The 20,984-nt window shown below is 70.2% G+C and carries 18 protein-coding genes; 2 read left to right on the top strand and 16 right to left on the bottom strand.

Translation table 11 applies throughout. The features are described 5' to 3' along the window. Positions 1-40: 40 nt before the first annotated feature. From nuoN to ACZ68P_RS16820, 14 genes are all read right to left on the bottom strand, one after another. Entirely contained in the window at positions 41-1,702 is a 1,662-nt protein-coding gene (gene nuoN / locus ACZ68P_RS16755) for an NADH-quinone oxidoreductase subunit NuoN (protein WP_471006711.1), read from the bottom strand. Then, the gene (locus ACZ68P_RS16760; RefSeq protein ID WP_471006713.1) at positions 1,699-3,288 is read right to left on the bottom strand and encodes an NADH-quinone oxidoreductase subunit M; all 1,590 of its coding nucleotides are present in this window, start codon (positions 3,286-3,288) and stop codon (positions 1,699-1,701) included. Before ACZ68P_RS16760 ends, nuoN begins: the two co-directional genes overlap by 4 nt. Before the next feature lie 3 nt (positions 3,289-3,291). Continuing rightward, the gene (nuoL, locus tag ACZ68P_RS16765) at positions 3,292-5,232 is read right to left on the bottom strand and encodes an NADH-quinone oxidoreductase subunit L (RefSeq protein ID WP_471006716.1); all 1,941 of its coding nucleotides are present in this window, start codon (positions 5,230-5,232) and stop codon (positions 3,292-3,294) included. Between the two features lie 11 nt (positions 5,233-5,243). Beyond that, positions 5,244-5,543, bottom strand: a complete 300-nt coding sequence (gene nuoK, locus ACZ68P_RS16770) for an NADH-quinone oxidoreductase subunit NuoK (RefSeq protein ID WP_069927518.1) — start codon at positions 5,541-5,543, stop codon at positions 5,244-5,246. Beyond that, positions 5,540-6,382: an NADH-quinone oxidoreductase subunit J gene (locus tag ACZ68P_RS16775; RefSeq protein WP_471006719.1), complete on the bottom strand. Its 843-nt coding sequence runs from the start codon at positions 6,380-6,382 to the stop codon at positions 5,540-5,542. The genes nuoK and ACZ68P_RS16775 overlap by 4 nt, the downstream gene beginning before the upstream one ends. Beyond that, positions 6,379-6,975, bottom strand: coding sequence for an NADH-quinone oxidoreductase subunit NuoI (gene nuoI / locus ACZ68P_RS16780; protein ID WP_471006721.1), 597 nt, complete (start codon positions 6,973-6,975; stop codon positions 6,379-6,381). Before nuoI ends, ACZ68P_RS16775 begins: the two co-directional genes overlap by 4 nt. Further along, positions 6,950-8,341: an NADH-quinone oxidoreductase subunit NuoH gene (nuoH, locus tag ACZ68P_RS16785; protein ID WP_471006723.1), complete on the bottom strand. Its 1,392-nt coding sequence runs from the start codon at positions 8,339-8,341 to the stop codon at positions 6,950-6,952. Before nuoH ends, nuoI begins: the two co-directional genes overlap by 26 nt. 130 nt (positions 8,342-8,471) lie before the next feature. Then, on the bottom strand, positions 8,472-10,970 hold the full coding sequence (locus ACZ68P_RS16790; protein WP_471006726.1) for an NADH-quinone oxidoreductase subunit G: 2,499 nt from the start codon (positions 10,968-10,970) through the stop codon (positions 8,472-8,474). Continuing rightward, on the bottom strand, positions 10,967-12,316 hold the full coding sequence (gene nuoF / locus ACZ68P_RS16795) for an NADH-quinone oxidoreductase subunit NuoF (protein ID WP_365715516.1): 1,350 nt from the start codon (positions 12,314-12,316) through the stop codon (positions 10,967-10,969). The genes ACZ68P_RS16790 and nuoF overlap by 4 nt, the downstream gene beginning before the upstream one ends. Further along, positions 12,316-13,059: an NADH-quinone oxidoreductase subunit NuoE gene (nuoE, locus tag ACZ68P_RS16800; RefSeq protein WP_471006728.1), complete on the bottom strand. Its 744-nt coding sequence runs from the start codon at positions 13,057-13,059 to the stop codon at positions 12,316-12,318. The genes nuoF and nuoE overlap by 1 nt, the downstream gene beginning before the upstream one ends. Next, a complete protein-coding gene (locus ACZ68P_RS16805) occupies positions 13,056-14,438 on the bottom strand; it encodes an NADH-quinone oxidoreductase subunit D (RefSeq protein WP_471006731.1) in 1,383 nt (460 codons plus the stop codon). Before ACZ68P_RS16805 ends, nuoE begins: the two co-directional genes overlap by 4 nt. Beyond that, positions 14,438-15,169, bottom strand: coding sequence for an NADH-quinone oxidoreductase subunit C (locus ACZ68P_RS16810; protein ID WP_365715519.1), 732 nt, complete (start codon positions 15,167-15,169; stop codon positions 14,438-14,440). Before ACZ68P_RS16810 ends, ACZ68P_RS16805 begins: the two co-directional genes overlap by 1 nt. Continuing rightward, positions 15,166-15,720 carry a NuoB/complex I 20 kDa subunit family protein gene (locus ACZ68P_RS16815; RefSeq protein WP_010041554.1) on the bottom strand — a complete coding sequence of 185 codons (555 nt, stop codon included), beginning with the start codon at positions 15,718-15,720 and terminating at the stop codon, positions 15,166-15,168. Before ACZ68P_RS16815 ends, ACZ68P_RS16810 begins: the two co-directional genes overlap by 4 nt. 18 nt (positions 15,721-15,738) lie before the next feature. Continuing rightward, entirely contained in the window at positions 15,739-16,098 is a 360-nt protein-coding gene (locus ACZ68P_RS16820; RefSeq protein ID WP_030494815.1) for an NADH-quinone oxidoreductase subunit A, read from the bottom strand. 690 nt (positions 16,099-16,788) lie between these two features. On the opposite strand from ACZ68P_RS16820, the gene ACZ68P_RS16825 reads away from it, so the two are divergent. Next, on the top strand, positions 16,789-17,613 hold the full coding sequence (locus tag ACZ68P_RS16825; protein WP_471006734.1) for a C40 family peptidase: 825 nt from the start codon (positions 16,789-16,791) through the stop codon (positions 17,611-17,613). Positions 17,614-17,725: 112 nt separating this feature from the next. Here ACZ68P_RS16825 and ACZ68P_RS16830 read toward each other — a convergent pair whose 3' ends face one another. Further along, on the bottom strand, positions 17,726-18,673 hold the full coding sequence (locus ACZ68P_RS16830) for an NAD(P)-dependent oxidoreductase (RefSeq protein WP_471006736.1): 948 nt from the start codon (positions 18,671-18,673) through the stop codon (positions 17,726-17,728). A gap of 11 nt (positions 18,674-18,684) precedes the next feature. Between ACZ68P_RS16830 and ACZ68P_RS16835 the strand changes: the two genes are divergently transcribed. Next, positions 18,685-19,689, top strand: coding sequence for a helix-turn-helix domain-containing protein (locus ACZ68P_RS16835; RefSeq protein WP_471006737.1), 1,005 nt, complete (start codon positions 18,685-18,687; stop codon positions 19,687-19,689). On the opposite strand, the gene ACZ68P_RS16840 is transcribed toward ACZ68P_RS16835, so the two are convergent. Next, positions 19,655-20,938, bottom strand: coding sequence for a geranylgeranyl reductase family protein (locus ACZ68P_RS16840; RefSeq protein WP_471006740.1), 1,284 nt, complete (start codon positions 20,936-20,938; stop codon positions 19,655-19,657). The two genes, ACZ68P_RS16835 and ACZ68P_RS16840, sit on opposite strands and share 35 nt — an antisense overlap. Positions 20,939-20,984 lie beyond the last annotated feature (46 nt).

Genomic DNA, 20,984 nt, shown 5'->3' on the forward strand with positions numbered 1-20,984 from the left:
CGCCTGCGCGGGAGCCGGGCCCTGACACGTCGTCCGTCCGCTAGCGGACGAAGACGCTCGCCTGGTTCGCCAGGTCCAGGAAGTACTGCGGCGCGACGCCGAGGACCAGCGTCACCACCACACCGGCCGTGATCGCGACCGTCGTGAAGCCCGAGGGCACGGCGACCGTGGGGCCGTCGGCCTTGGGCTCGCTGAAGAACATCAGCACGATCACCCGGATGTAGAAGAACGCCGCGACGGCCGACGAGACGACGCCGATGACGACCAGCGCACCCGCGCCGCCCTCCGCCGCCGCCTTGAAGACCGCGAACTTGCCGGAGAACCCGGACGTCAGCGGGATGCCAGCGAAGGCGAGCAGGAAGACCGCGAAGACCGCCGCGACGAGCGGCGAACGGCGGCCGAGACCCGCCCACTTGGACAGGTGGGTGGCTTCGCCGCCCGCGTCCCGGACCAGAGTGACGACGGCGAACGCGCCGATGGTCACGAAGGAGTACGCGCCGAGGTAGAAGAGGACGGACGAGACGCCGGTGGGCGTGGCCGCGATGACACCCGCCAGGATGAACCCGGCGTGCGCGATCGAGGAGTACGCGAGCAGTCGCTTGATGTCGGTCTGGGTGATCGCGACGACCGCGCCGCCCAGCATGGTGACGATGGCGACGCCCCACATGACCGGCCGCCAGTCCCAGGTGAGGCCGGGCAGCACCACGTACAGCAGCCGCAGCATCGCGCCGAAGGCGGCGACCTTCGTCGCGGCGGCCATGAAGCCGGTGACGGGGGTCGGAGCGCCCTGGTAGACGTCCGGGGTCCACATGTGGAACGGCACCGCGCCCACCTTGAACAGCAGACCCGTCAGCACCATGGCGAAGCCGATGAGCAGCAGGACGTCGTTGCCCATGGTGGCGGCGAGCGCCGGATCGACCGAGGCGACGGAGCCGTCGACGACGTTGGCGATGGTGGCGTACGAGACGGAGCCGGCGTAGCCGTAGAGCAGCGCGATGCCGAACAGCAGGAACGCCGAGGAGAAGGCGCCGAGCAGGAAGTACTTCACCGCGGCCTCCTGCGACATCAGCCGCTTGCGGCGGGCGACGGCGCAGAGGAGGTAGAGCGGGAGGGAGAAGACCTCCAGGGCGATGAACAGCGTCAGCAGGTCGTTGGCGGCCGGGAAGACCAGCATGCCGGCCACCGCGAACAGCGCCAGCGGGAACACCTCGGTGGTGGTGAACCCGGCCTTGACCGCGGCCTTCTCCTGGTCGCCGCCGGGTACGGCCGCGGCCTCGGCGGCGAAGGAGTCGACCCGGTGGCCGTGATCGGCCGGGTCGAGCCTGCGCTCGGCGAAGGTGAAGACGGCGACGATCGAGGCGAGGAGGATCGTGCCCTGGAGGAAGAGCGCCGGGCCGTCGACGGCGATGGCACCCATGGCGGCGATGTGCGCCTTGGTGGAGCCGTAGCCGCCGGCCGCGAGGCCGACGATGGCGGCGAACGCGGCGACCAGGGCGAGGACGCTGAGGAAGACCTGGCTGTGATAGCGCCCCTTGCGGGGCACGAAGGCCTCGACGAGGACGCTGAGGATCGCGGCGCCGACCACGATGAGTACGGGGGAGAGCTGGACGTACTCGATGTGGGGCGACGGGATCTTGTTCAACGGCTCGGCGGCCGTCGTCCACAGGCTGTGGACGGCGGGCACGACGGCGGATGTGCTCACTTGGCCGCCTCCACTTCGGGCTTGGGGTCCTTCTGCTGCACGTCGGACATGGTGTGGCTGACGGCCGGGTTGACGATGTCCGTCAGCGGCTTCGGGAACACCCCGAGGAAGATCAACAGGGCGATCAGCGGGGCGACGACGGCCAGTTCCCTCGCCCGCAGGTCCGGCATGGTCCGGACCTCCTCCTTCACCGGACCCGTCATCGTCCGCTGGTAGAGGACGAGGGTGTAGAGCGCGGCGAGGACGATGCCGGTGGTGGCGATGATCCCGGCCACCGGATAGCGGGCGAACGTGCCGACCAGGACCAGGAACTCACTGACGAACGGCGCGAGGCCGGGCAGCGAGAGGGTGGCCAGACCGCCGATCAGGAAGGTGCCGGCGAGCACCGGGGCGACCTTCTGGACACCGCCGTAGTCGGCGATGAGCCGCGAGCCGCGCCGGGAGATCAGGAAGCCGGCCACCAGCATCAGAGCGGCCGTCGAGATCCCGTGGTTGACCATGTAGAGCGTGGCACCGCTCTGGCCCTGGCTGGTCATCGCGAAGATGCCCATGATGATGAAGCCGAAGTGGGAGATCGAGGCGTACGCCACCAGGCGCTTGATGTCCCGCTGCCCGACGGCGAGCAGCGCTCCGTACACGATGCTGACCAGGGCGAGGGCGATGATCACCGGGGTCGCCCACTTCGAGGCCTCCGGGAAGAGCTGGAGGCAGAAGCGGAGCATGGCGAACGTGCCGACCTTGTCGACCACCGCCGTGATGAGCACGGCCACCGGAGCGGTCGCCTCCCCCATCGCGTTCGGCAGCCAGGTGTGCAGCGGCCACAGCGGCGCCTTCACCGCGAAGGCGAAGAAGAAGCCGAGGAACAGCAGCCGCTCGGTGTTGGTCGCCATCTCCAGCTGACCGCTCGCCCGCGCCTCGGCGATCTCGGTGAGGGAGAAGTTCCCCGCGACCACGTAGAGCCCGATGACGGCGGCGAGCATGATCAGTCCGCCGACCAGGTTGTACAGCAGGAACTTCACCGCCGCGTACGACCGCTGGGCGGCCGCGTTCTCGTCGGTGCCCGCGTGCGCCCGGTCGCCGAAGCCGCCGATGAGGAAGTACATCGGGATGAGCATGGCTTCGAACAGGATGTAGAAGAGGAAGACGTCGGTGGCCTCGAAGGAGAGGATCACCATCGCCTCGACCATGAGGATCAGGGCGAAGAAGCCCTGGGTCGGCCGCCAGCGGCTGCTCTTCGTCTCCAGGGGGTCGGCGTCGTGCCAGCCGGCCAGGATGACGAAGGGGATCAGCAGCGCGGTGAGCGCGATGAGCGCCACCCCGATGCCGTCCACGCCGAGTTCGTAGCGGACGCCGAAGTCCTTGATCCAGGAGTAGGACTCGACGAACTGGTAGCGGTCCCCGCCCGGTTCGAAGTCGACGAGGACGACGACGGCGAGGGCGAGGGTGACGAGCGAGACGGTCAGCGCCAGCCATTTGGCGGCGGTGCGGCGGGCGGCGGGGACGGCGGCGGTGAGGATCGCGCCGAGCGCCGGTACCGCCGCTGTCGCGGTCAGGAGGGGAAAGCCCGCGTTGACGGCTTGCGACATCGGTTACACCGCCCTCATCAGCAGGGTCGCGGCGATCAGCACCGCAGTACCTCCGAACATGGAGACCGCATAGGAGCGGGCGTAGCCGTTCTGCAGCTTGCGCAGCCGGCCGGACAGACCGCCGACGGATGCCGCGGTGCCGTTGACCACCCCGTCGACCAGGGTGTGGTCGACGTAGACGAGCGAGCGGGTGAGGTGCGTGCCGCCCGTCACGAAGACGGCGTGGTTGAAGTCGTCCTGGAGCAGGTCGCGGCGGGCGGCCCGGGTGAGCAGCGAGCCGCGCGGGGCGACGACCGGGACGGGCCTGCGCCCGTACTGGAGGTAGGCGATGCCCACACCGATCACCATCACCGCGACCGTGGCCGAGGTGATGGCTCCGGCGCTGAGCGGCGGGTGACCGTGCTCGAACGAGGTGACCGGCTCGAGCCAGGTGACGAAGCGGTCGCCGACGGCGAAGAAGCCACCGGCGAAGACGGAGCCGACCGCCAGCAGGATCATCGGGATCGTCATCGACTTCGGGGACTCGTGCGGGTGCGGCATCTCGCCCGCCTTGGCCTCGGCCGCCGGTTCGACGTCGGGCACCTGGCCGGCGTCCGGAGTGGGCTGCCAGCGCTTCTCGCCGAAGAACGTCATGATCATCACGCGGGTCATGTAGTACGCGGTGATGGCCGCGCCCAGGAGCGTGATCCCGCCGAGGATCCAGCCCTCGGTGCCGCCCTTGGCGAAGGCCGCCTCGATGATCTTGTCCTTGGAGAAGAAGCCGGACAGGCCGGGGAAGCCGATGATCGCGAGATAGCCGAGACCGAAGGTGACGAAGGTGACCGGCATGTACTTCCGCAGGCCGCCGTACTTCCTCATGTCCACCTCGTCGTTCATGCCGTGCATGACCGAACCGGCGCCGAGGAAGAGCCCGGCCTTGAAGAAGCCGTGCGTCACCAGGTGCATGATCGCGAAGGCGTACCCGATCGGACCGAGGCCGGCCGCGAGGATCATGTAGCCGATCTGCGACATGGTCGATCCGGCCAGCGCCTTCTTGATGTCGTCCTTCGCGCAACCGACGATCGCACCGAAGAGGAGCGTGACCGCGCCGACCACCGTGACCGCGAGCTGCGCGTCCGGGGCGGCGTTGAAGATGTCGGCGGAGCGGACGATCAGATAGACGCCGGCGGTGACCATGGTGGCCGCGTGGATCAGGGCGGAGACCGGGGTCGGACCCTCCATCGCGTCACCGAGCCAGGACTGCAGCGGCACCTGGGCCGACTTGCCGCAGGCGGCGAGGAGGAGCATCAAGCCGACGGCGGTCAACGTGCCCTCGGAGGTCTCCCCCACCGACGAGAGCACCGGCCCGAAGGCGAAGGTCCCGAAGGTGGTGAACATCAGCATGATGGCGATCGACAGGCCGATGTCGCCGACCCGGTTGACCAGGAAGGCCTTCTTCGCGGCGGTGGCCGCGGAGGGCTTGTGCTGCCAGAAGCCGATCAGGAGGTACGAGGCGAGGCCGACGCCCTCCCAGCCGAAGTACAGCAGCAGGTAGTTGTCGGCGAGGACGAGCAGCAGCATCGCCGCGAGGAAGAGGTTCAGATAGCCGAAGAAGCGGCGGCGGCGCTCGTCGTGCTCCATGTACCCGATCGAGTACACGTGGATGAGCGAGCCGACACCGGTGATCAGCAGGACGAACGTCATCGACAGCTGGTCGAGCTGGAAGGCCATGTCCGCCTGGAACCCCTCGACGGGGATCCAGGTGTAAAGACGCTGGTGCAGCGCCCGGTCGTCGGCGCTCCTGCCCAGCATGTCGGTGAACAGCACGACGCCGATGACGAACGAGGCGGTCGCGAGCAGCGTGCCGAGCCAGTGCCCGGACTTGTCCAGGCGCCGTCCCCCGCACAGCAGGACGACAGCTCCCAGCAGGGGCGCCGCGACAAGCAGCGCGATCAGGTTCTCCACGATTCAGCCCCTCACAGCTTCATCAGGCTGGCGTCGTCGACCGAGGCCGAGTGGCGGGAACGGAACAGCGACACGATGATCGCGAGCCCGACCACGACCTCCGCGGCGGCCACGACCATCGTGAAGAAGGCGATGATCTGGCCGTCGAGGTTGCCGTGCATGCGGGAGAAGGCGACGAACGCGAGGTTGCAGGCGTTGAGCATCAGCTCGACGCACATGAAGACCACGATCGCGTTGCGCCGGATCAGCACCCCGGCCGCGCCGATGGTGAACAACAGGGCGGCGAGATACAGATAGTTGACGGGGTTCACCGCGAGGCCTCCTCTTCGTCCCGGTCCCGGCCGAGCCGCTCCTCGGAGCGCCGCTCCAGCGCCTTGAGGTCGGCCAGCGCCTCGGTGGACACATCGCGGATCTGGCCGCGCTTGCGCAGGGTCTGCATCACGGTCAGCTCGGCGGGCGTGCCGTCGGGCAGCAGACCGGCGACGTCCACGGCGTTGTGCCGGGCGTAGACACCGGGGGCCGGCAGCGGCGGCAGGTGCTTGCCCTCCCGCACCCGCTGCTCGGCGAGCTCGCGCTGGGTGCGGGCCTTCTCGGTGCGCTCCCGGTGGGTGAGGACCATCGCGCCGACGGCCGCCGTGATGAGCAGCGCGCCGGTGATCTCGAAGGCGAAGACGTACTTCGTGAAGACGAGCGCGGCGATGCCCTCGACGTTGCCCCCGTACGCGGCGTTGGCCGCGCCCAGGCCGTTGAACTCCTCCAGGGAGGCCCGGCCGATCCCGGCGACGAGCAGGGCGCCGAAGCCCAGCCCGCAGGCCGCGGCCCACCAGCGCTGCCCCTTGATGGTCTCCTTCAGCGAGTCCGCGGCCGTGACACCGACCAGCATGACGACGAAGAGGAAGAGCATCATGATCGCGCCGGTGTAGACGACGATCTGGACGATACCGAGGAAGTACGCGCCGTTGGCGAGGTAGAACACCGCGAGGATGATCATCGTCCCGGCGAGGCAGAGCGCGCTATGCACGGCCTTGCGCATCAGGACCGTGCACAGGGCGCCGATCACGGCGATCGTGCCGAGGACCCAGAACTGCACGGCCTCGCCCGTGGACGTGGAGTACGCCGCCAGCGTCGCGGCCGTGAGGTCGGCGCTCATGCGTCCACCTCTTCCGGGTCGCCCTTCTCCCCCTTGGACACGGCGACCTGACGGACCGTGCCGGGCGCGGCCTCGGTGACGAGGCCCCGGTAGTAGTCCTGCTCGTCCGTGCCGGGGAAGATCGAGTGCGGCGAGTCGACCATGCCCTCCTCCAGTCCCGCGAGGAGCTGCTCCTTGGTGTAGATCAGGTTCTCGCGGGAGGAGTCGGCCAGTTCGAACTCGTTGGTCATCGTCAGCGCCCGCGTCGGGCACGCCTCGATGCACAGGCCGCACAGGATGCAGCGGGCGTAGTTGATCTGGTAGACCGCGCCGTACCGCTCGCCCGGGGAGTAGCGCTCCTCGTCGGTGTTGTCCGCGCCCTCCACGTAGATGGCGTCGGCGGGACAGGCCCAGGCGCACAGCTCGCAGCCCACGCACTTCTCAAGTCCGTCCGGATGACGGTTGAGCTGGTGCCGGCCGTGGAAGCGCGGCGCCGTCGTCTTCTGCTGCTCCGGGTACTGCTCGGTCAGCCGCTTCTTGAACATGGCCTTGAAGGTCACGCCGAAGCCGGCCACCGGATTCTGGAAATCAGACACCGTCCGTCTCCTTTCCATCACTCGCAGTAGCAGTATCGGGGGCGCCACTGACAACCAGCTCCGCCTCCTGGCGGGACCGGCGCCGCGGCACCGGCGGCAGGGACTGTCCCGGCTTGGGCGGTACGGGGAACCCGCCCGCCATCGGGTCGAACGGGGCCTCGGGGCCTTCCTTCTCCGCCCCGCCCCGCGCCTTCCTGTCGCGGAACATGTCGACGATGAAGGAGAGCAGCAGCACGGCGAGGACGGCGCCCGCGACGTAGAGCACGATCGTCTGGAAGTCGTAGTTCTCGTTCCGCAGCGCGCGCACGGTGGCGACCAGCATCAGCCAGACCACCGAGACGGGGATGAGGACCTTCCAGCCGAGCTTCATCAGCTGGTCGTAGCGGACGCGGGGCAGGGTGCCGCGCAGCCAGATGAAGAAGAACAGCAGCAGCTGCACCTTGAGGACGAACCAGAGCATCGGCCACCAGCCGTGGTTCGCGCCCTCCCAGAAGGTGGAGATCGGGTACGGGGCCCGCCAGCCGCCCAGGAAGAGGGTCACCGACACGGCCGAGACCGTCACCATGTTCACGTACTCGGCGAGCATGAACATCGCGAACTTGATCGAGCTGTACTCGGTGTTGAAGCCGCCGACCAGGTCGCCCTCGGACTCGGGCATGTCGAACGGGGCGCGGTTGGTCTCGCCGACCATCGTGACCACGTAGATGATGAAGGAGACCGGCAGCAGGATGATGAACCAGCGGTCGGCCTGCGCCTCGACGATCGCCGAGGTCGACATCGACCCGGAGTAGAGGAAGACCGAGGCGAAGGCGGCGCCCATCGCGATCTCGTAGGAGATCATCTGCGCGCAGGAGCGCAGCCCGCCGAGGAGCGGGTACGTGGAGCCGGAGGACCAGCCGGCGAGCACGATGCCGTAGATGCCGACGGAGGCGATCGCCAGGACGTACAGCATGGCGATCGGCAGGTCGGTGAGCTGCATCGAGGTGCGGTGGCCGAAGATCGAGACCTCGTTGCCGGCCGGGCCGAAGGGGATCACGGCGATCGCCATGAACGCCGGGGCCGCGGCGATGATCGGCGCAAGGACGTAGACGACCTTGTCGGCCCGCCGGACGATCACGTCCTCCTTCAGCATCAGCTTGATGCCGTCCGCGAGGGACTGGAGGAGACCCCAGGGGCCGTGCCGGTTGGGGCCGATGCGCAGCTGCATCCAGGCGACGACCTTGCGCTCCCACACGATGGAGAAGAGCACGGTGACCATCAGGAAGGCGAAGCAGAAGACGGCCTTGATCGCGACGAGCCACCAGGGGTCCGTACCGAACATGGACAGGTCCTCGGCGGCCAGGACGCTTGGCTGCGTGTGCGCGAGTTGGGCGAGGGCAGTCACGCTCGCACCTCCGGTACGGGGAGGGCCGGACCTGCGGCCGGCCGGACGACGTGTGCGCGCGGGCGCGCCGCACCGGGCGCGGGGCGCGCGCCCGGGTGCGCGGGGCGGCGGAGGGGGGAGCCGGTGCCGGTCACGAGCCCGCCTCCCGGTCCTCGTCGCCCGCCGGGGAGCCCGCGGGGCCGATGCGGACCAGGTCGCCCGGGTGGGCGCCGGTGTCGGAGAGGACACCGCCGCCGGTCGAGTTCAGCGGGAGCCAGACGACACGGTCGGGCATCTCGGTGACCTGGAGCGGGAGGTGGAGCGAGCCGGCCGGGCCGGTCACGGCGAGGAGGTCGCCGTCCTTGACCCCGGTCTCGGCGGCGGTGGCCGCCGACAGCAGGGCGGGGGCGGCGTGGCGGGTGCCCGCCAGCGCGGTGTCGCCCTCCTGGAGCCTGCCGAGGTCGAGCAGCATCCGGTGTCCGGCGAGGACGGCCTCGCCCTCGCCCGGCCGCGGCGCGGGCTGTGCCGGCTCGACGGGCTCGGAGGCCCGCTCGCCGGTCCAGCCGCCGAGCCGGTCCATCTCGCGTCGGGCGGCCCGCAGATCGGGCAGCGCCAGGTGCGTGTCGAGGGCGTCCGCGAGCATGTGGAGGACGCGGGCGTCGGCCGGAGGCAGCGCACGGGTCATCTGCTCGGGCTTGAGCGCGGCCTCGAAGAGGCGGGCCCGGCCCTCCCAGTTGAGGAAGGTGCCCGACTTCTCGGCGACGGCGGCGACGGGCAGGACCACGTCGGCCCGCTCGGTGACCTCGCTCGGCCGCAGCTCAAGGGAGACCACGAACGCCGCGTCGAGCGCCTCACGCGCGCGTGCCGGGTCGGGCAGGTCGCGGACCTCGACGCCGCCGACGAGCAGCGCGCCCAGTTCGCCGGTGGCGGCGGCCTCCACGATCTGGCCGGTGTCCCGGCCGTATCCGTGCGGCAGGTCGCGCACGCCCCAGGCGGCCGCGACCTCCTCACGCGCGCGGGGGTCGGTCGCGGGGCGCCCGCCGGGCAGCAGCGTCGGGATGGCGCCGGCTTCGAGCGCGCCGCGCTCCCCCGCACGGCGCGGGATCCACACCAGCGTCGCGCCGGTCGCCGCCGCCGTCCGCACGGCCGAGGTCAGCCCGCCCGGCACCGCGGCCAGCCGTTCGCCGACCACGATGACCGCGCCGTCCCGCCGCAGCGCCTCCGCCGCGTCCGTGCCGGGCCCGTCGAGCCCGACGCGGGAGGTGAGGGCGTCCAGCCACTCGGTCTCGGTGCCGGGCGCGGCGGCCAGCAGCGTGCCGCCCGCCTTCGCCAGGCCCCGGGTCGCGTGCGAGGCGAGCGCGTAGGTCTTCTGGCCCTTGGTGCGCCACGCCTTGCGGAGCCGCAGGAAGACGCCGGGGGCCTCCTCCTCGGACTCGAAGCCGACGAGCAGCACGGCCGGGGCGGCTTCCAGGGAGGTGTACGTGACCCCGCTGCCGTCCAGGTCCCGGCCGCGCCCGGCCACGTGGGAGGCGAGGAAGTCGGCCTCCTCGCCGGAGTGGACGCGGGCCCGGAAGTCGACGTCGTTGGTGTCGAGGGCGACCCGGGCGAACTTGGCGTAGGCGTACGCGTCCTCGACGGTCAGCCTGCCGCCCGCCAGGACGCCGGTGCGGCCGCGCACGAGCCCGCGGGCCGCGGCCTCCAGCGCCTCGGGCCAGGAGGCGGGCTCCAGCTCACCGGTCTCGGCGCTGCGGACCAGCGGGGTGGTGAGCCGGTCGCGCTGCTGCGCGTACCGGAAGGCGAACCGCCCCTTGTCGCACACCCACTCCTCGTTGACCTCCGGGTCCTCGGCCGCGAGCCGCCGCATGACCTTGCCGCGGCGGTGGTCGGTGCGCGTGGCGCAGCCGCCCGCGCAGTGCTCGCAGACGCTCGGCGAGGACACCAGGTCGAAGGGGCGGGAGCGGAACCGGTACGCCGCCGAGGTGAGCGCGCCGACCGGGCAGATCTGGATGGTGTTGCCGGAGAAGTACGACTCGAAGTCGTCGCCCTCGCCGGTGCCGACCTGCTGGAGCGCGCCGCGCTCGATCAGCTCGATCATCGGGTCGCCGGCGATCTGGTTCGAGAACCGGGTGCAGCGGGCGCACAGGACGCACCGCTCGCGGTCGAGCAGCACCTGGGTGGAGATCGGCACCGGCTTCTCGTAGGTCCGCTTCAGGCCGTCGAAGCGGGACTCGGACCGGCCGTGGGACATGGCCTGGTTCTGGAGCGGGCACTCGCCGCCCTTGTCGCAGACCGGGCAGTCCAGCGGATGGTTGATGAGCAGCAGCTCCATCACGCCGTGCTGGGCCTTCTCCGCCACCGGGCTGGTCAGCTGCGACTTCACCACCATGCCGTCGGTGCAGGTGATGGTGCAGGACGCCATCGGCTTGCGCTGGCCCTCGACCTCGACGATGCACTGCCGGCAGGCGCCGGCCGGGTCGAGGAGCGGGTGGTCGCAGAAGCGGGGGATCTCGATGCCGAGCTGTTCCGCGGCGCGGATGACCAGGGTCCCCTTGGGGACGGAGATCTCGGCGCCGTCGATGGTCAGCGTGACGAGGTCCTCCGGCGGGAGGGCGGCTTCGCCGCCGGCCGGGTTGGACGTGGTCACCGTCATGCCGTCACCTCCTTGTGGTTGTCCGCCCAGGCGGTCGACTTGGCGGGGTCGAAGGGGCAGCCCCGGCCGGTGATGTGCTGCTCGTACTCCTCGCGGAAGTACTTCAGGGAGGAGAAGATCGGGGAGGCGGCGCCGTCGCCGAGCGCGCAGAACGACTTGCCGTTGATGTTGTCGGCGATGTCGTTCAGCTTGTCGAGGTCGGCCATGGCGCCCTTGCCCGCCTCGATGTCGCGGAGCAGCTGTACGAGCCAGTAGGTGCCCTCGCGGCACGGCGTGCACTTGCCGCAGGACTCGTGGGCGTAGAACTCCGTCCACCGGGTCACGGCCCGCACGACGCAGGTGGTCTCGTCGAAGCACTGGAGCGCTTTGGTGCCGAGCATGGAGCCGGCCGCGCCCACGCCCTCGTAGTCCAGGGGGACGTCGAGGTGCTCGTCGGTGAACATCGGGGTGGAGGAGCCGCCGGGGGTCCAGAACTTCAGCCGGTGGCCGGGGCGCATGCCGCCGCTCATGTCGAGGAGCTGGCGCAGCGTGATCCCGAGCGGGGCCTCGTACTGGCCGGGCGAGGCGACGTGGCCGCTGAGCGAGTAGAGGGTGAAGCCGGGGGACTTCTCGCTGCCCATCGACTTGAACCAGTCCTTGCCCCGGTTCAGGATCGCGGGAACGGACGCGATGGACTCGACGTTGTTCACCACGGTGGGACAGGCGTACAGGCCGGCGACGGCGGGGAAGGGTGGACGCAGCCGGGGCTGGCCGCGACGCCCTTCGAGCGAGTCGAGCAGCGCGGTCTCCTCGCCGCAGATGTACGCCCCGGCGCCCGCGTGCACGGTGAGTTCCAGGTCGAGCCCGCTGCCGAGGATGTCCGTGCCGAGGAAGCCCGCCTCGTACGCCTCGCGGACGGCCTCGTGGAGCCGGCGCAGGACCGGGACGACCTCGCCGCGCAGGTAGATGAAGGCATGGCTGGACCGGATCGCGTAGCAGGCGATCACGATGCCCTCGATGAGCGAGTGCGGGTTGGCGAAGAGGAGCGGGATGTCCTTGCAGGTGCCCGGCTCGGACTCGTCGGCGTTGACGACGAGGTAGTGCGGCTTGCCGTCGCCCTGCGGGATGAACTGCCACTTCATCCCGGTGGGGAAGCCCGCGCCGCCGCGGCCGCGCAGTCCCGAGTCCTTGACGTACGCGATGAGGTCGTCGGGCGACATCGCGAGGGCCTTCTTCAGCCCTTCGTACCCCTCGTGCCGCTTGTACGTCTCCAGGGTCCAGGAGTCGGGCTGGTCCCAGAACGCCGACAGGACGGGCGCGAGAAGCTTCTCGGGGCTGCTGTGGTCGATCTCGGCTGCCAAGGTCATCACTCCCCCTCCCCACCGGCTGACTCGCCGCGCGGGTGGACGATCTTGTGGTGCGGGGATTCGCCCTTCGCCAGGCGGAGTCCGACGAGGGAGGCCGGGCCTGCCCCGCCGGTGGCCTCGACGGCGCCTTCACGCTCGTCGGGGAAGCCGGCCAGGATGCGGGCGGTCTCCTTGAAGGTGCACAGGGGCGCGCCGCGCGTGGGCTCGACGGGTCGGCCGGCCCGCAGGTCGTCGACCATCGCCTTGGCGGACTCGGGCGTCTGGTTGTCGAAGAACTCCCAGTTGACCATCACCACGGGCGCGAAGTCGCAGGCCGCGTTGCACTCGATGTGTTCGAGGGTGATCTTGCCGTCGTCCGTGGTGCCCTGGTTGCCGACGCCGAGGTGGGCCTGGAGCTCCTCGAAGATGGCGTCGCCGCCCATGACCGCGCAGAGGGTGTTGGTGCAGACGCCGACCTGGTAGTCGCCGGAGGGCTTGCGGCGGTACATCGAGTAGAAGGTGGCGACCGCGGTGACCTCGGCGGTGGTGAGGCCGAGGACGTCGGCGCAGAACCGCATGCCGGTGCGGGTCACGTGCCCCTCCTCCGCCTGCACGAGGTGCAGCAGCGGCAGGAGCGCGGAGCGGGACCCCGGATAGCGGGCGATGATCTCCTTGGCGTCCGCCTCCAGCCGGGTGCGTACCTCGGCGGGGTAGTCGGGGGCGGGGAGCTGGGGCATCCCGAGACTGGTCTGTCCGTCCGTCATCGGTCGACGCCTCCCATCACGGGGTCGATGGAGGCGACGGCGACGATGACGTCGGCGACCTGGCCGCCCTCGCACATCGCCGCCATGGCCTGCAGGTTGGTGAAGGACGGGTCCCGGAAGTGGACCCGGAAGGGGCGGGTGCCGCCGTCGCTGACGACGTGCACACCCAGTTCGCCCTTGGGCGACTCGACGGCGGCGTAGGTCTGCCCGGCGGGGACCCGGAAGCCCTCGGTGACCAGCTTGAAGTGGTGGATCAGGGCCTCCATGGAGGTGCCCATGATCTTCTTGATGTGGTCGAGGGAGTTGCCGAGGCCGTCGGGGCCGAGCGCGAGCTGCGCGGGCCAGGCGATCTTCTTGTCGCCGACCATGACCGGTCCGGGCTCGAGGCGGTCCAGGCACTGTTCGACGATCCGGAGGGACTGCCGCATCTCCTCGAGGCGGACGAGGAAGCGCCCGTAGGAGTCGCAGGTGTCGGCGGTCGGGATGTCGAACTCGTAGTTCTCGTAGCCGCAGTACGGGTCGGTCCTGCGCAGGTCGTGCGGGAGGCCCGCGGAGCGCAGGATCGGCCCGGTGGCGCCGAGCGCCATGCAGCCGGTGAGGTCGAGGTAGCCGACGTCCTGCATGCGGGCCTTGAAGATGGGGTTGCCGGTGGCGAGCTTGTCGTACTCCGGCAGGTTCTTCTTCATGGTCTTCACGAACTCGCGCACGGCGTCGACGGCGCCGGGCGGGAGGTCCTGGGCGAGGCCCCCGGGACGGATGAACGCGTGGTTCATGCGCAGGCCGGTGATCAGCTCGTACAGGTCCAGGATCAGTTCGCGGTCCCGGAAGCCGTAGATCATGATCGTGGTGGCGCCCAGCTCCATGCCGCCGGTGGCGATGCACACCAGGTGGGAGGAGAGCCGGTTGAGCTCCATCAGCAGGACGCGGATGACCTCGGCCCGGTCCGGGATCTGGTCGGTGATGCCGAGGAGCCTCTCGACGCCGAGGCAGTACGCCGTCTCGTTGAAGAACGAGGTGAGGTAGTCCATGCGCGTGACGAAGGTGGTGCCCTGCGTCCAGGTCCGGAATTCGAGGTTCTTCTCGATGCCGGTGTGGAGGTAGCCGATGCCGCAGCGGGCCTCGGTGACGGTCTCGCCGTCGATCTCCAGGATCAGCCGGAGCACCCCGTGCGTGGACGGGTGCTGGGGACCCATGTTGACGATGATCCGCTCGTCGTCCGCCTTGGCGGCGGACGCGACGACCTCTTCCCAGTCGCCACCGGTGACGGTGTAGACGGTGCCCTCGGTGGTCTCCCGGGCGGAGGCGGAGGATGGGGGCGTCCCGAAGGGAGTCGACGAGGGGCGGTGGCCGGGTGACGGGAGGGCGTGTTCGGTACTCATCAGCTGTACGACCTCCGCTGGTCAGGAGCCGGGATCTGGGCGCCCTTGTATTCGACGGGGATGCCGCCGAGGGGGTAGTCCTTGCGCTGCGGGTGGCCCTGCCAGTCGTCCGGCATCATGATCCGGGTGAGGGCGGGGTGGCCGTCGAAGACGATGCCGAAGAAGTCGTACGCCTCCCGCTCGTGCCAGTCGTTGGTCGGGTAGACCGCGACGAGCGACGGGATGTGCGGGTCGGCGTCCGGGGCCGTGACCTCCAGGCGGATCAGCCGGCCGTGGGTCAGCGAGCGCAGGTGGTAGACGGCGTGCAGCTCGCGGCCCTTGTCCCCGAGGTAGTGGACGCCGGAGACGCCCGTGCACAGCTCGAAGCGGAGCGCGGGGTCGTCCCGCAGGGTGCGGGCGACCCGGACGAGGTGCTCACGGGCGATGTGGAAAGTGATCTCGCCGCGGTCCACGACCGTCTTCTCGATGGCGTTGGCGGGGAGGAGCCCCTGTTCGTCGAGGGCGCCCTCGAGCTCGTCGGCCACCTCGTCGAACCAGCCGCCGTAGGGACGCGTGGCCGGCCCCGGCAGGCGTACGGAGCGGACGAGGCCGCCGTAGCCGCTGGTGTCGGCCCCGCTCTGGGCGCCGAACATCCCGCGCTGGACCCGGACCTCCTCGCCGTGGTCCCCGCGCTGACCCGGCAGGTTCTGCGCGCTGAGTTCCTTGTCGGGGTTGGGTGTCTCGTCACTCAACGGAGCAGACCCTTCATCTCAATGGTCGGCAGGGCCTTGAGCGCCGCCTCCTCCGCCTCGCGGGCAGCTTCCTCCGCGTTGACGCCGAGCTTGGAGGTCTGGATCTTCTGGTGGAGCTTGAGAATCGCGTCCATCAGCATTTCCGGGCGCGGCGGGCAGCCCGGCAGATAGATGTCGACCGGCACGATGTGGTCGACGCCCTGCACGATCGCGTAGTTGTTGAACATTCCGCCCGAAGACGCGCAGACCCCCATGGAGATGACCCACTTGGGGTTGGGCATCTGGTCATAGACCTGCCGCAGGACGGGCGCCATCTTCTGGCTGACCCGGCCCGCCACGATCATCAGGTCGGCCTGGCGCGGCGAGCCGCGGAAGACCTCCATGCCGAAGCGCGCCAGGTCGTACCGGCCCGCTCCGGTCGTCATCATCTCGATGGCGCAGCAGGCCAGGCCGAAGGTCGCCGGGAAGACGGACGACTTACGCACCCAGCCCGCGGCCTGCTCGACCGTCGTCAGCAGAAAACCGCTCGGCAGCTTCTCTTCGAGTCCCATGAGTGTGCTCCCAGCCCCTCAGTCCCATTCCAGGCCGCCGCGCCGCCACACGTAGGCGTAGGCGACGAAGACGGTGAGCACGAAGAGCAGCATCTCCACGAGCCCGAAAAGCCCCAGGGCGTCGAAGGTGACCGCCCAGGGGTAGAGGAAGACGATCTCGATGTCGAAGACGATGAAGAGCATCGCCGTCAGGTAGTACTTGATCGGGAAGCGGCCTCCTCCGGCGGGAGTGGGCGTCGGCTCGATGCCGCACTCGTACGCCTCAAGTTTTGCCCTGTTGTACCGCTTTGGGCCGATTAGCGTGGCCATGACCACGGAGAAGATCGCAAACCCTGCCCCGAGGGCGCCGAGCACGAGGATGGGCGCGTACGCATTCACGCTCCTCGCTCCTTCCAGTCGTCCTTGACCGTTGGACCGCAGCGGGCATCCGGATCGCCGCCTCGAAGATCGCGTACATGTGAGGCAGTTCACAAGCCCGATTGACTCGCATCTTATGCCTGTCGCTCTGTGATCTGCGACACGGGGTACGGCAAGGACTTTGTGATCTCCACCACGAGTCGAAGGATCATGAATTCGGATGAACGGTGATCTTCATACGAGAAGTAGCCAAGTGAGCACGAGACGTGACATCAGCGGGGATTGCCGCTGGTCGGAGCCGCCGCGCTCTATCAAACGATGGCGACTACAGGCAAATTCGCGATGGACTCGCACGGGTGATAGAGGGCTCACCCCACCCGGCCGAGCGGTCCCGCGGAGCGAAGTGGACGCGCGCCGGCCGTCACGAAGGGCCCGCGTCGCCCGGGAGTTGCCCGCTTGTGACCTGCGTCACGTTACCTACACCCCGTCAACTACAGGGCTTGGCCAACCGCGTGAAGAGGTGGTAAGCGCCGGTCAATTCGGACGTTTCGCGGAAAACACGTGATCACGGGCCTGAAAGCCTGTGCCCGATTTGCCCGTTACGGCGTCAATAAGGGCGCCAGGGAAGCGGATTGGGTAGTTCCGGTCGTAACTGTGGCGCAACACACGTTTCTTGATGGGAACCGTGAACCCCTGATAGCGGTTGTTCTCATGTCCCAGACCGCTCACATACCCAGCCACCGGAAGCCCCGCCGCAGCGCGTCCAAGCTCGCGCTCCGTGCCGGAGTTGCCGGTGGCGTCCTCAGCACCATCGCGGTGGCGGGTGCTGCCGGGCCGGCGAATGCCGAGCCGGTGACCGAGACCATCGAGATGCCCACGCTCGGCGCCCTCGACACCGACCTGGCGAGCGCCGTCTCCGCCTCGGCCGAGGCGTCCCAGCAGGAGGCCCTCGACCTGAGCCTGCGCGCCCAGGAAGAGGCCGCCCACCGCAAGGCCGCCCAGGAGGCCAAGAAGGCCAAGGCCGAGGCCGACCGCAAGGCCGAGGCCGAGCGCGCCGAGAAGGCCCGTGAGGAGGCCCGTCAGCGCGCCTCCCGGACCGCGGAGCGCACCACGCTCTCGGCGTCCTCCTCCGACGACTCCGCCGGCAGCTCCTCCTCCAGCACCGAGAGCCAGGTGGCCACCGGCTCCGCCGCGGCGATCGTGGCCTTCGCCCGCGCCCAGGTCGGCGACGCCTACGTCTCCGGCGGCACCGGACCCAACTCGTGGGACTGCTCCGGACTGGTCCAGGCCGCCTACCGCCAGGCCGGCATCGACCTTCCCCGCGTCTCCAGCTCGCAGTCGAGCATGGGCACCTCCGTCTCGCTGAGCAACCTCCAGCCGGGCGACATCCTGTACTGGGGCAGCCGCAGCGGCTCGTACCACGTGGCGATCTACGTGGGCGGCGGCAACTACGTCGGCGCGCAGAACCCGTCCACCGGCGTGGTCGAGCGCTCCCTGGACTGGGACACCCCCTCCGGCGCCGTGCGCATCCTCTGATCGTCGCGCCAGCGGACACGCGAAGGCCGTCACTCCTCGGGAGTGACGGCCTTCTCTCATGCCCGCCGATCCGGCGGTCCGTAGAGGACGCCTCCCGCGCCGGGTTCCTTCCTCACTTCCGGAAGGCGTCGATGAGCCGGGCGTAGCTGTCGCCGCCGTGCCCCGCCTCGACCGCGCCCCGCATCAGCTCCTGGTGCAGCCGCGGCAGCCGCCCGTCCACGCCCCGCGCCTCCCCCGCGTGCAGCAGATGCCCGATCGCCGCCACCTGGACGTCGATGGTGGCGTCCGCGCCCGGGTACTCGCCCGCGTCGATCTGCTCCGCGTACCCGCTCATGAACCAGGCGACCGTCCGCAGCCAGCGGTCGGCGACCCTCGTGAAGTCCCGGGCCGTCACCCCGTCGGCGCCGGTGAGGGCAGTGGCGTGCAGCCAGCCGCCGAAGACCGACCACATGAGCCCGAGCAGTCCCGCGTCGTAGAGCGAGGCGAGTCCGGCGTCCCGGCCGAGATCGACCGGGTCGCCCAGCACCGCCAGCGTCGAGCGGTACCGGGCGAACGGCTCGGGCTCCCCGGCGTACAGGATCATGTGGGCGCTGTCGCCGATCCCGGGCGGTGTCGTCATGATGCCGCCGTCCAGATAGCCGATCCCGTGCTCCGCCGCCCACTCCGCCTCCGCGCGGGCCTGCTCGGGCGAACCCGTCGTGAGGTTCACGACCGTCCTCCCGCGCAGCGCCGGCGCCACGGGGCCGAGGAGGGCGCGCACGGCGGGGTGGTCCAGGACGCAGACGACGATCAGCTCGCTCGCCGCGACCGCCTCGGCGACGGTGGCGGCGCGTACGGCGCCGCGGGCGACGAGGGGGTCCGCCTTGGCAGGGGTGCGGTTCCAGACGGTGGTCGGGTGGCCCGCGGCCAGGAAGGCGCCGGCGAGGGCGGCGCCCATCTGCCCGAGTCCGACGACGGAGACGGTGGTGGTGTGGGTGGTGTCGTTCATGCCCTCACCGTTCCAGCGGCGGAAACCGGCCGACAGTGGCAGGACTGACGACGTCCGCACCATTCCCGCCATAGGCTCGGGGCATGAACGCCGGAAGCGCCGGAACCGTCGCCCTCGCCGTCGTGCCGGACCCCCGGGTCGGGACGACCCTGTGGGAGATGTACGAACTCTCCATCGCCGCCACGGTCTTCGGCATCCCGCACCCGGACCTCGCCGACCCCTGGTACGAGCTGCGGCTGTGCGGGGACGGCGACCCGGGCGGTGTCCTGTCGCTCCGTACGACCCACGGCCTCGACGGGCTCGTGGACGCGGACACCGTCATCGTGCCGTCCGTGCCCGACGCGGTCGTGGAGGACGGCGAGGAGGTCCCGGCCGGTCTCGTGGAGGCGCTGCGCGCGGCCGCCGCCTCCGGCGCCCGGATGGTCTCGCTGTGCACCGGCGCCTTCGCCCTCGCCGCCGCCGGTCTGCTCGACGGCCGCCGGGCCACCGCCCACTGGCAGCACACCGCGCAGCTCGCGGCCCGCCACCCGGACGTCGTCGTCGACGACTCGGTGCTCTACACGGACGAGGGCTCCGTGCTGACCAGCGCGGGGGCCACCGCCGCGCTCGACCTCTGTCTGCACCTCGTCCGCAAGGACCTCGGGGCGACGGTCGCCGGGCAGCTGGCCCGCCGGCTGGTCGTGCCCCCGCACCGCGCGGGCGGGCAGGCCCAGTTCATCGAGGCGCCGGTACCGCCCCGCGACGACGACGGGCTCGGGGACGTGCTCCAGTGGGCGGCCGAGCGGCTCGCCGAGCCGCTGACCGTCGAGGACCTGGCGCGGCGGGCCCGGATGAGCCCGCGCACCTTCCACCGCAGGCTCCAGGACGCCTGCGGCACCACGCCCTTGCAGTGGCTGCTGCAGCAGCGCGTGGCCCGCGCCCAGACGCTCCTGGAGTCGACCGACCTGCCCGTGGAACAGATCGGCGGCCGCAGCGGCCTGGGCACGGCGGCGAACCTGCGCCGTCACTTCCTGCGGACGGTCGGGGTCTCACCGAGCGACTACCGCCGGGCGTTCAGGCCTTCGGGGCCACCTTCGAGAGACCGTTGATGATGCGGTCCATCGCGTCGCCGCCCGTCGGGTCGGTGAGGTTGGCCAGCATCTTCAGCGTGAACTTCATCAGGACCGGGTGGGTCAGGCCCCGCTGCGTGGCGATCTTCATGATCTTCGGGTTGCCGATGATCTTCACGAACGCGCGGCCGAGGGTGTAGTACCCGCCGTACGTCTCCTTGAGGATCTTCGGGTAGTTGTGCAGCGCCAGTTCGCGCTGGGCCGGAGTCGCCCGCGCGTGCGCCTGGACGATGACGTCCGCCGCGATCTGGCCGGACTCCATGGCGTACGCGATGCCCTCGCCGTTGAAGGGGTTGACCAGGCCGCCCGCGTCACCGACGAGCAGCAGGCCCTTGGTGTAGTGCGGCTGCCGGTTGAAGGCCATCGGCAGGGCGGCGCCGCGGATCGGCGTCGTCATGTTCTCCGGGGTGAACCCCCAGTCCTCCGGCATGGAGGCGCACCACGCCTTGAGGACCTCGCGCCAGTCCAGCTCCTTGAAGGCGGAGGAGGAGTTCAGGATGCCGAGGCCGACGTTGGACGTGCCGTCGCCCATGCCGAAGATCCAGCCGTATCCGGGCAGCAGCCGGTCCTGGGGACCGCGCCGGTCCCAGAGCTCCAGCCAGGACTCCAGGTAGTCGTCGTCGTGGCGGGGGCTGGTGAAGTACGTCCGCACGGCCACGCCCATCGGACGGTCCTCGCGCCGGTGCAGGCCCATGGCGAGCGACAGGCGGGTGGAGTTGCCGTCGGCGGCCACGACGAGCGGCGCGTGGAAGGTGACCTCGCGCTTCTCCTCGCCGAGCTTGGCGGTCACGCCGGTGATCCGGCCGGTCCGGTCGTCCACGACCGGGGCGCCGACGTTGCACCGCTCGTACAGCCGCGCGCCGGCCTTCTGCGCCTGCCGGGCGAGCTGCTCGTCGAAGTCGTCGCGCTTGCGGACGAGTCCGTAGTCCGGGTACGAGGCGAGGTCCGGCCAGTCGAGCTGGAGCCGGGAGCCGCCGCCGATGATCCGCAGGCCCTTGTTGCGCAGCCAGCCGGCCTCTTCCGAGATGTCGATGCCCATGGCGACGAGCTGCTTGGTGGCGCGGGGGGTGAGCCCGTCACCGCACACCTTCTCGCGCGGGAAGGCGGTCTTCTCCAGGAGCAGGACGTCGAGGCCGGCCTTGGCCAGGTAGTACGCGGTCGTGGAACCGGCCGGGCCTGCCCCGACGACGATCACATCTGCGCTGTGCTCGGAGAGGGGCTCGGTCACGGCGGGGTCTCCCGAAGGGTCGAGGGAAGGTCGGTTGCAGTCTATT

This window comes from Streptomyces sp. NPDC036822, from assembly GCF_055609145.1.

Coding starts and splice junctions, on each gene's coding strand:
- ACZ68P_RS16760 (WP_471006713.1), bottom strand. CDS start 3,288: ATGTCGCAAGCCGTCAACGCGGGCTTTCCCCTCCTGACCGCGACAGCG.
- ACZ68P_RS16775 (WP_471006719.1), bottom strand. CDS start 6,382: ATGAGCGCCGACCTCACGGCCGCGACGCTGGCGGCGTACTCCACGTCC.
- nuoI (WP_471006721.1), bottom strand. CDS start 6,975: ATGGAAAGGAGACGGACGGTGTCTGATTTCCAGAATCCGGTGGCCGGC.
- ACZ68P_RS16790 (WP_471006726.1), bottom strand. CDS start 10,970: ATGACGGTGACCACGTCCAACCCGGCCGGCGGCGAAGCCGCCCTCCCG.
- nuoF (WP_365715516.1), bottom strand. CDS start 12,316: ATGACCTTGGCAGCCGAGATCGACCACAGCAGCCCCGAGAAGCTTCTC.
- nuoE (WP_471006728.1), bottom strand. CDS start 13,059: ATGACGGACGGACAGACCAGTCTCGGGATGCCCCAGCTCCCCGCCCCC.
- ACZ68P_RS16805 (WP_471006731.1), bottom strand. CDS start 14,438: ATGAGTACCGAACACGCCCTCCCGTCACCCGGCCACCGCCCCTCGTCG.
- ACZ68P_RS16815 (WP_010041554.1), bottom strand. CDS start 15,720: ATGGGACTCGAAGAGAAGCTGCCGAGCGGTTTTCTGCTGACGACGGTC.
- ACZ68P_RS16825 (WP_471006734.1), top strand. CDS start 16,789: ATGTCCCAGACCGCTCACATACCCAGCCACCGGAAGCCCCGCCGCAGC.
- ACZ68P_RS16830 (WP_471006736.1), bottom strand. CDS start 18,673: ATGGCGGGAATGGTGCGGACGTCGTCAGTCCTGCCACTGTCGGCCGGT.
- ACZ68P_RS16835 (WP_471006737.1), top strand. CDS start 18,685: ATGAACGCCGGAAGCGCCGGAACCGTCGCCCTCGCCGTCGTGCCGGAC.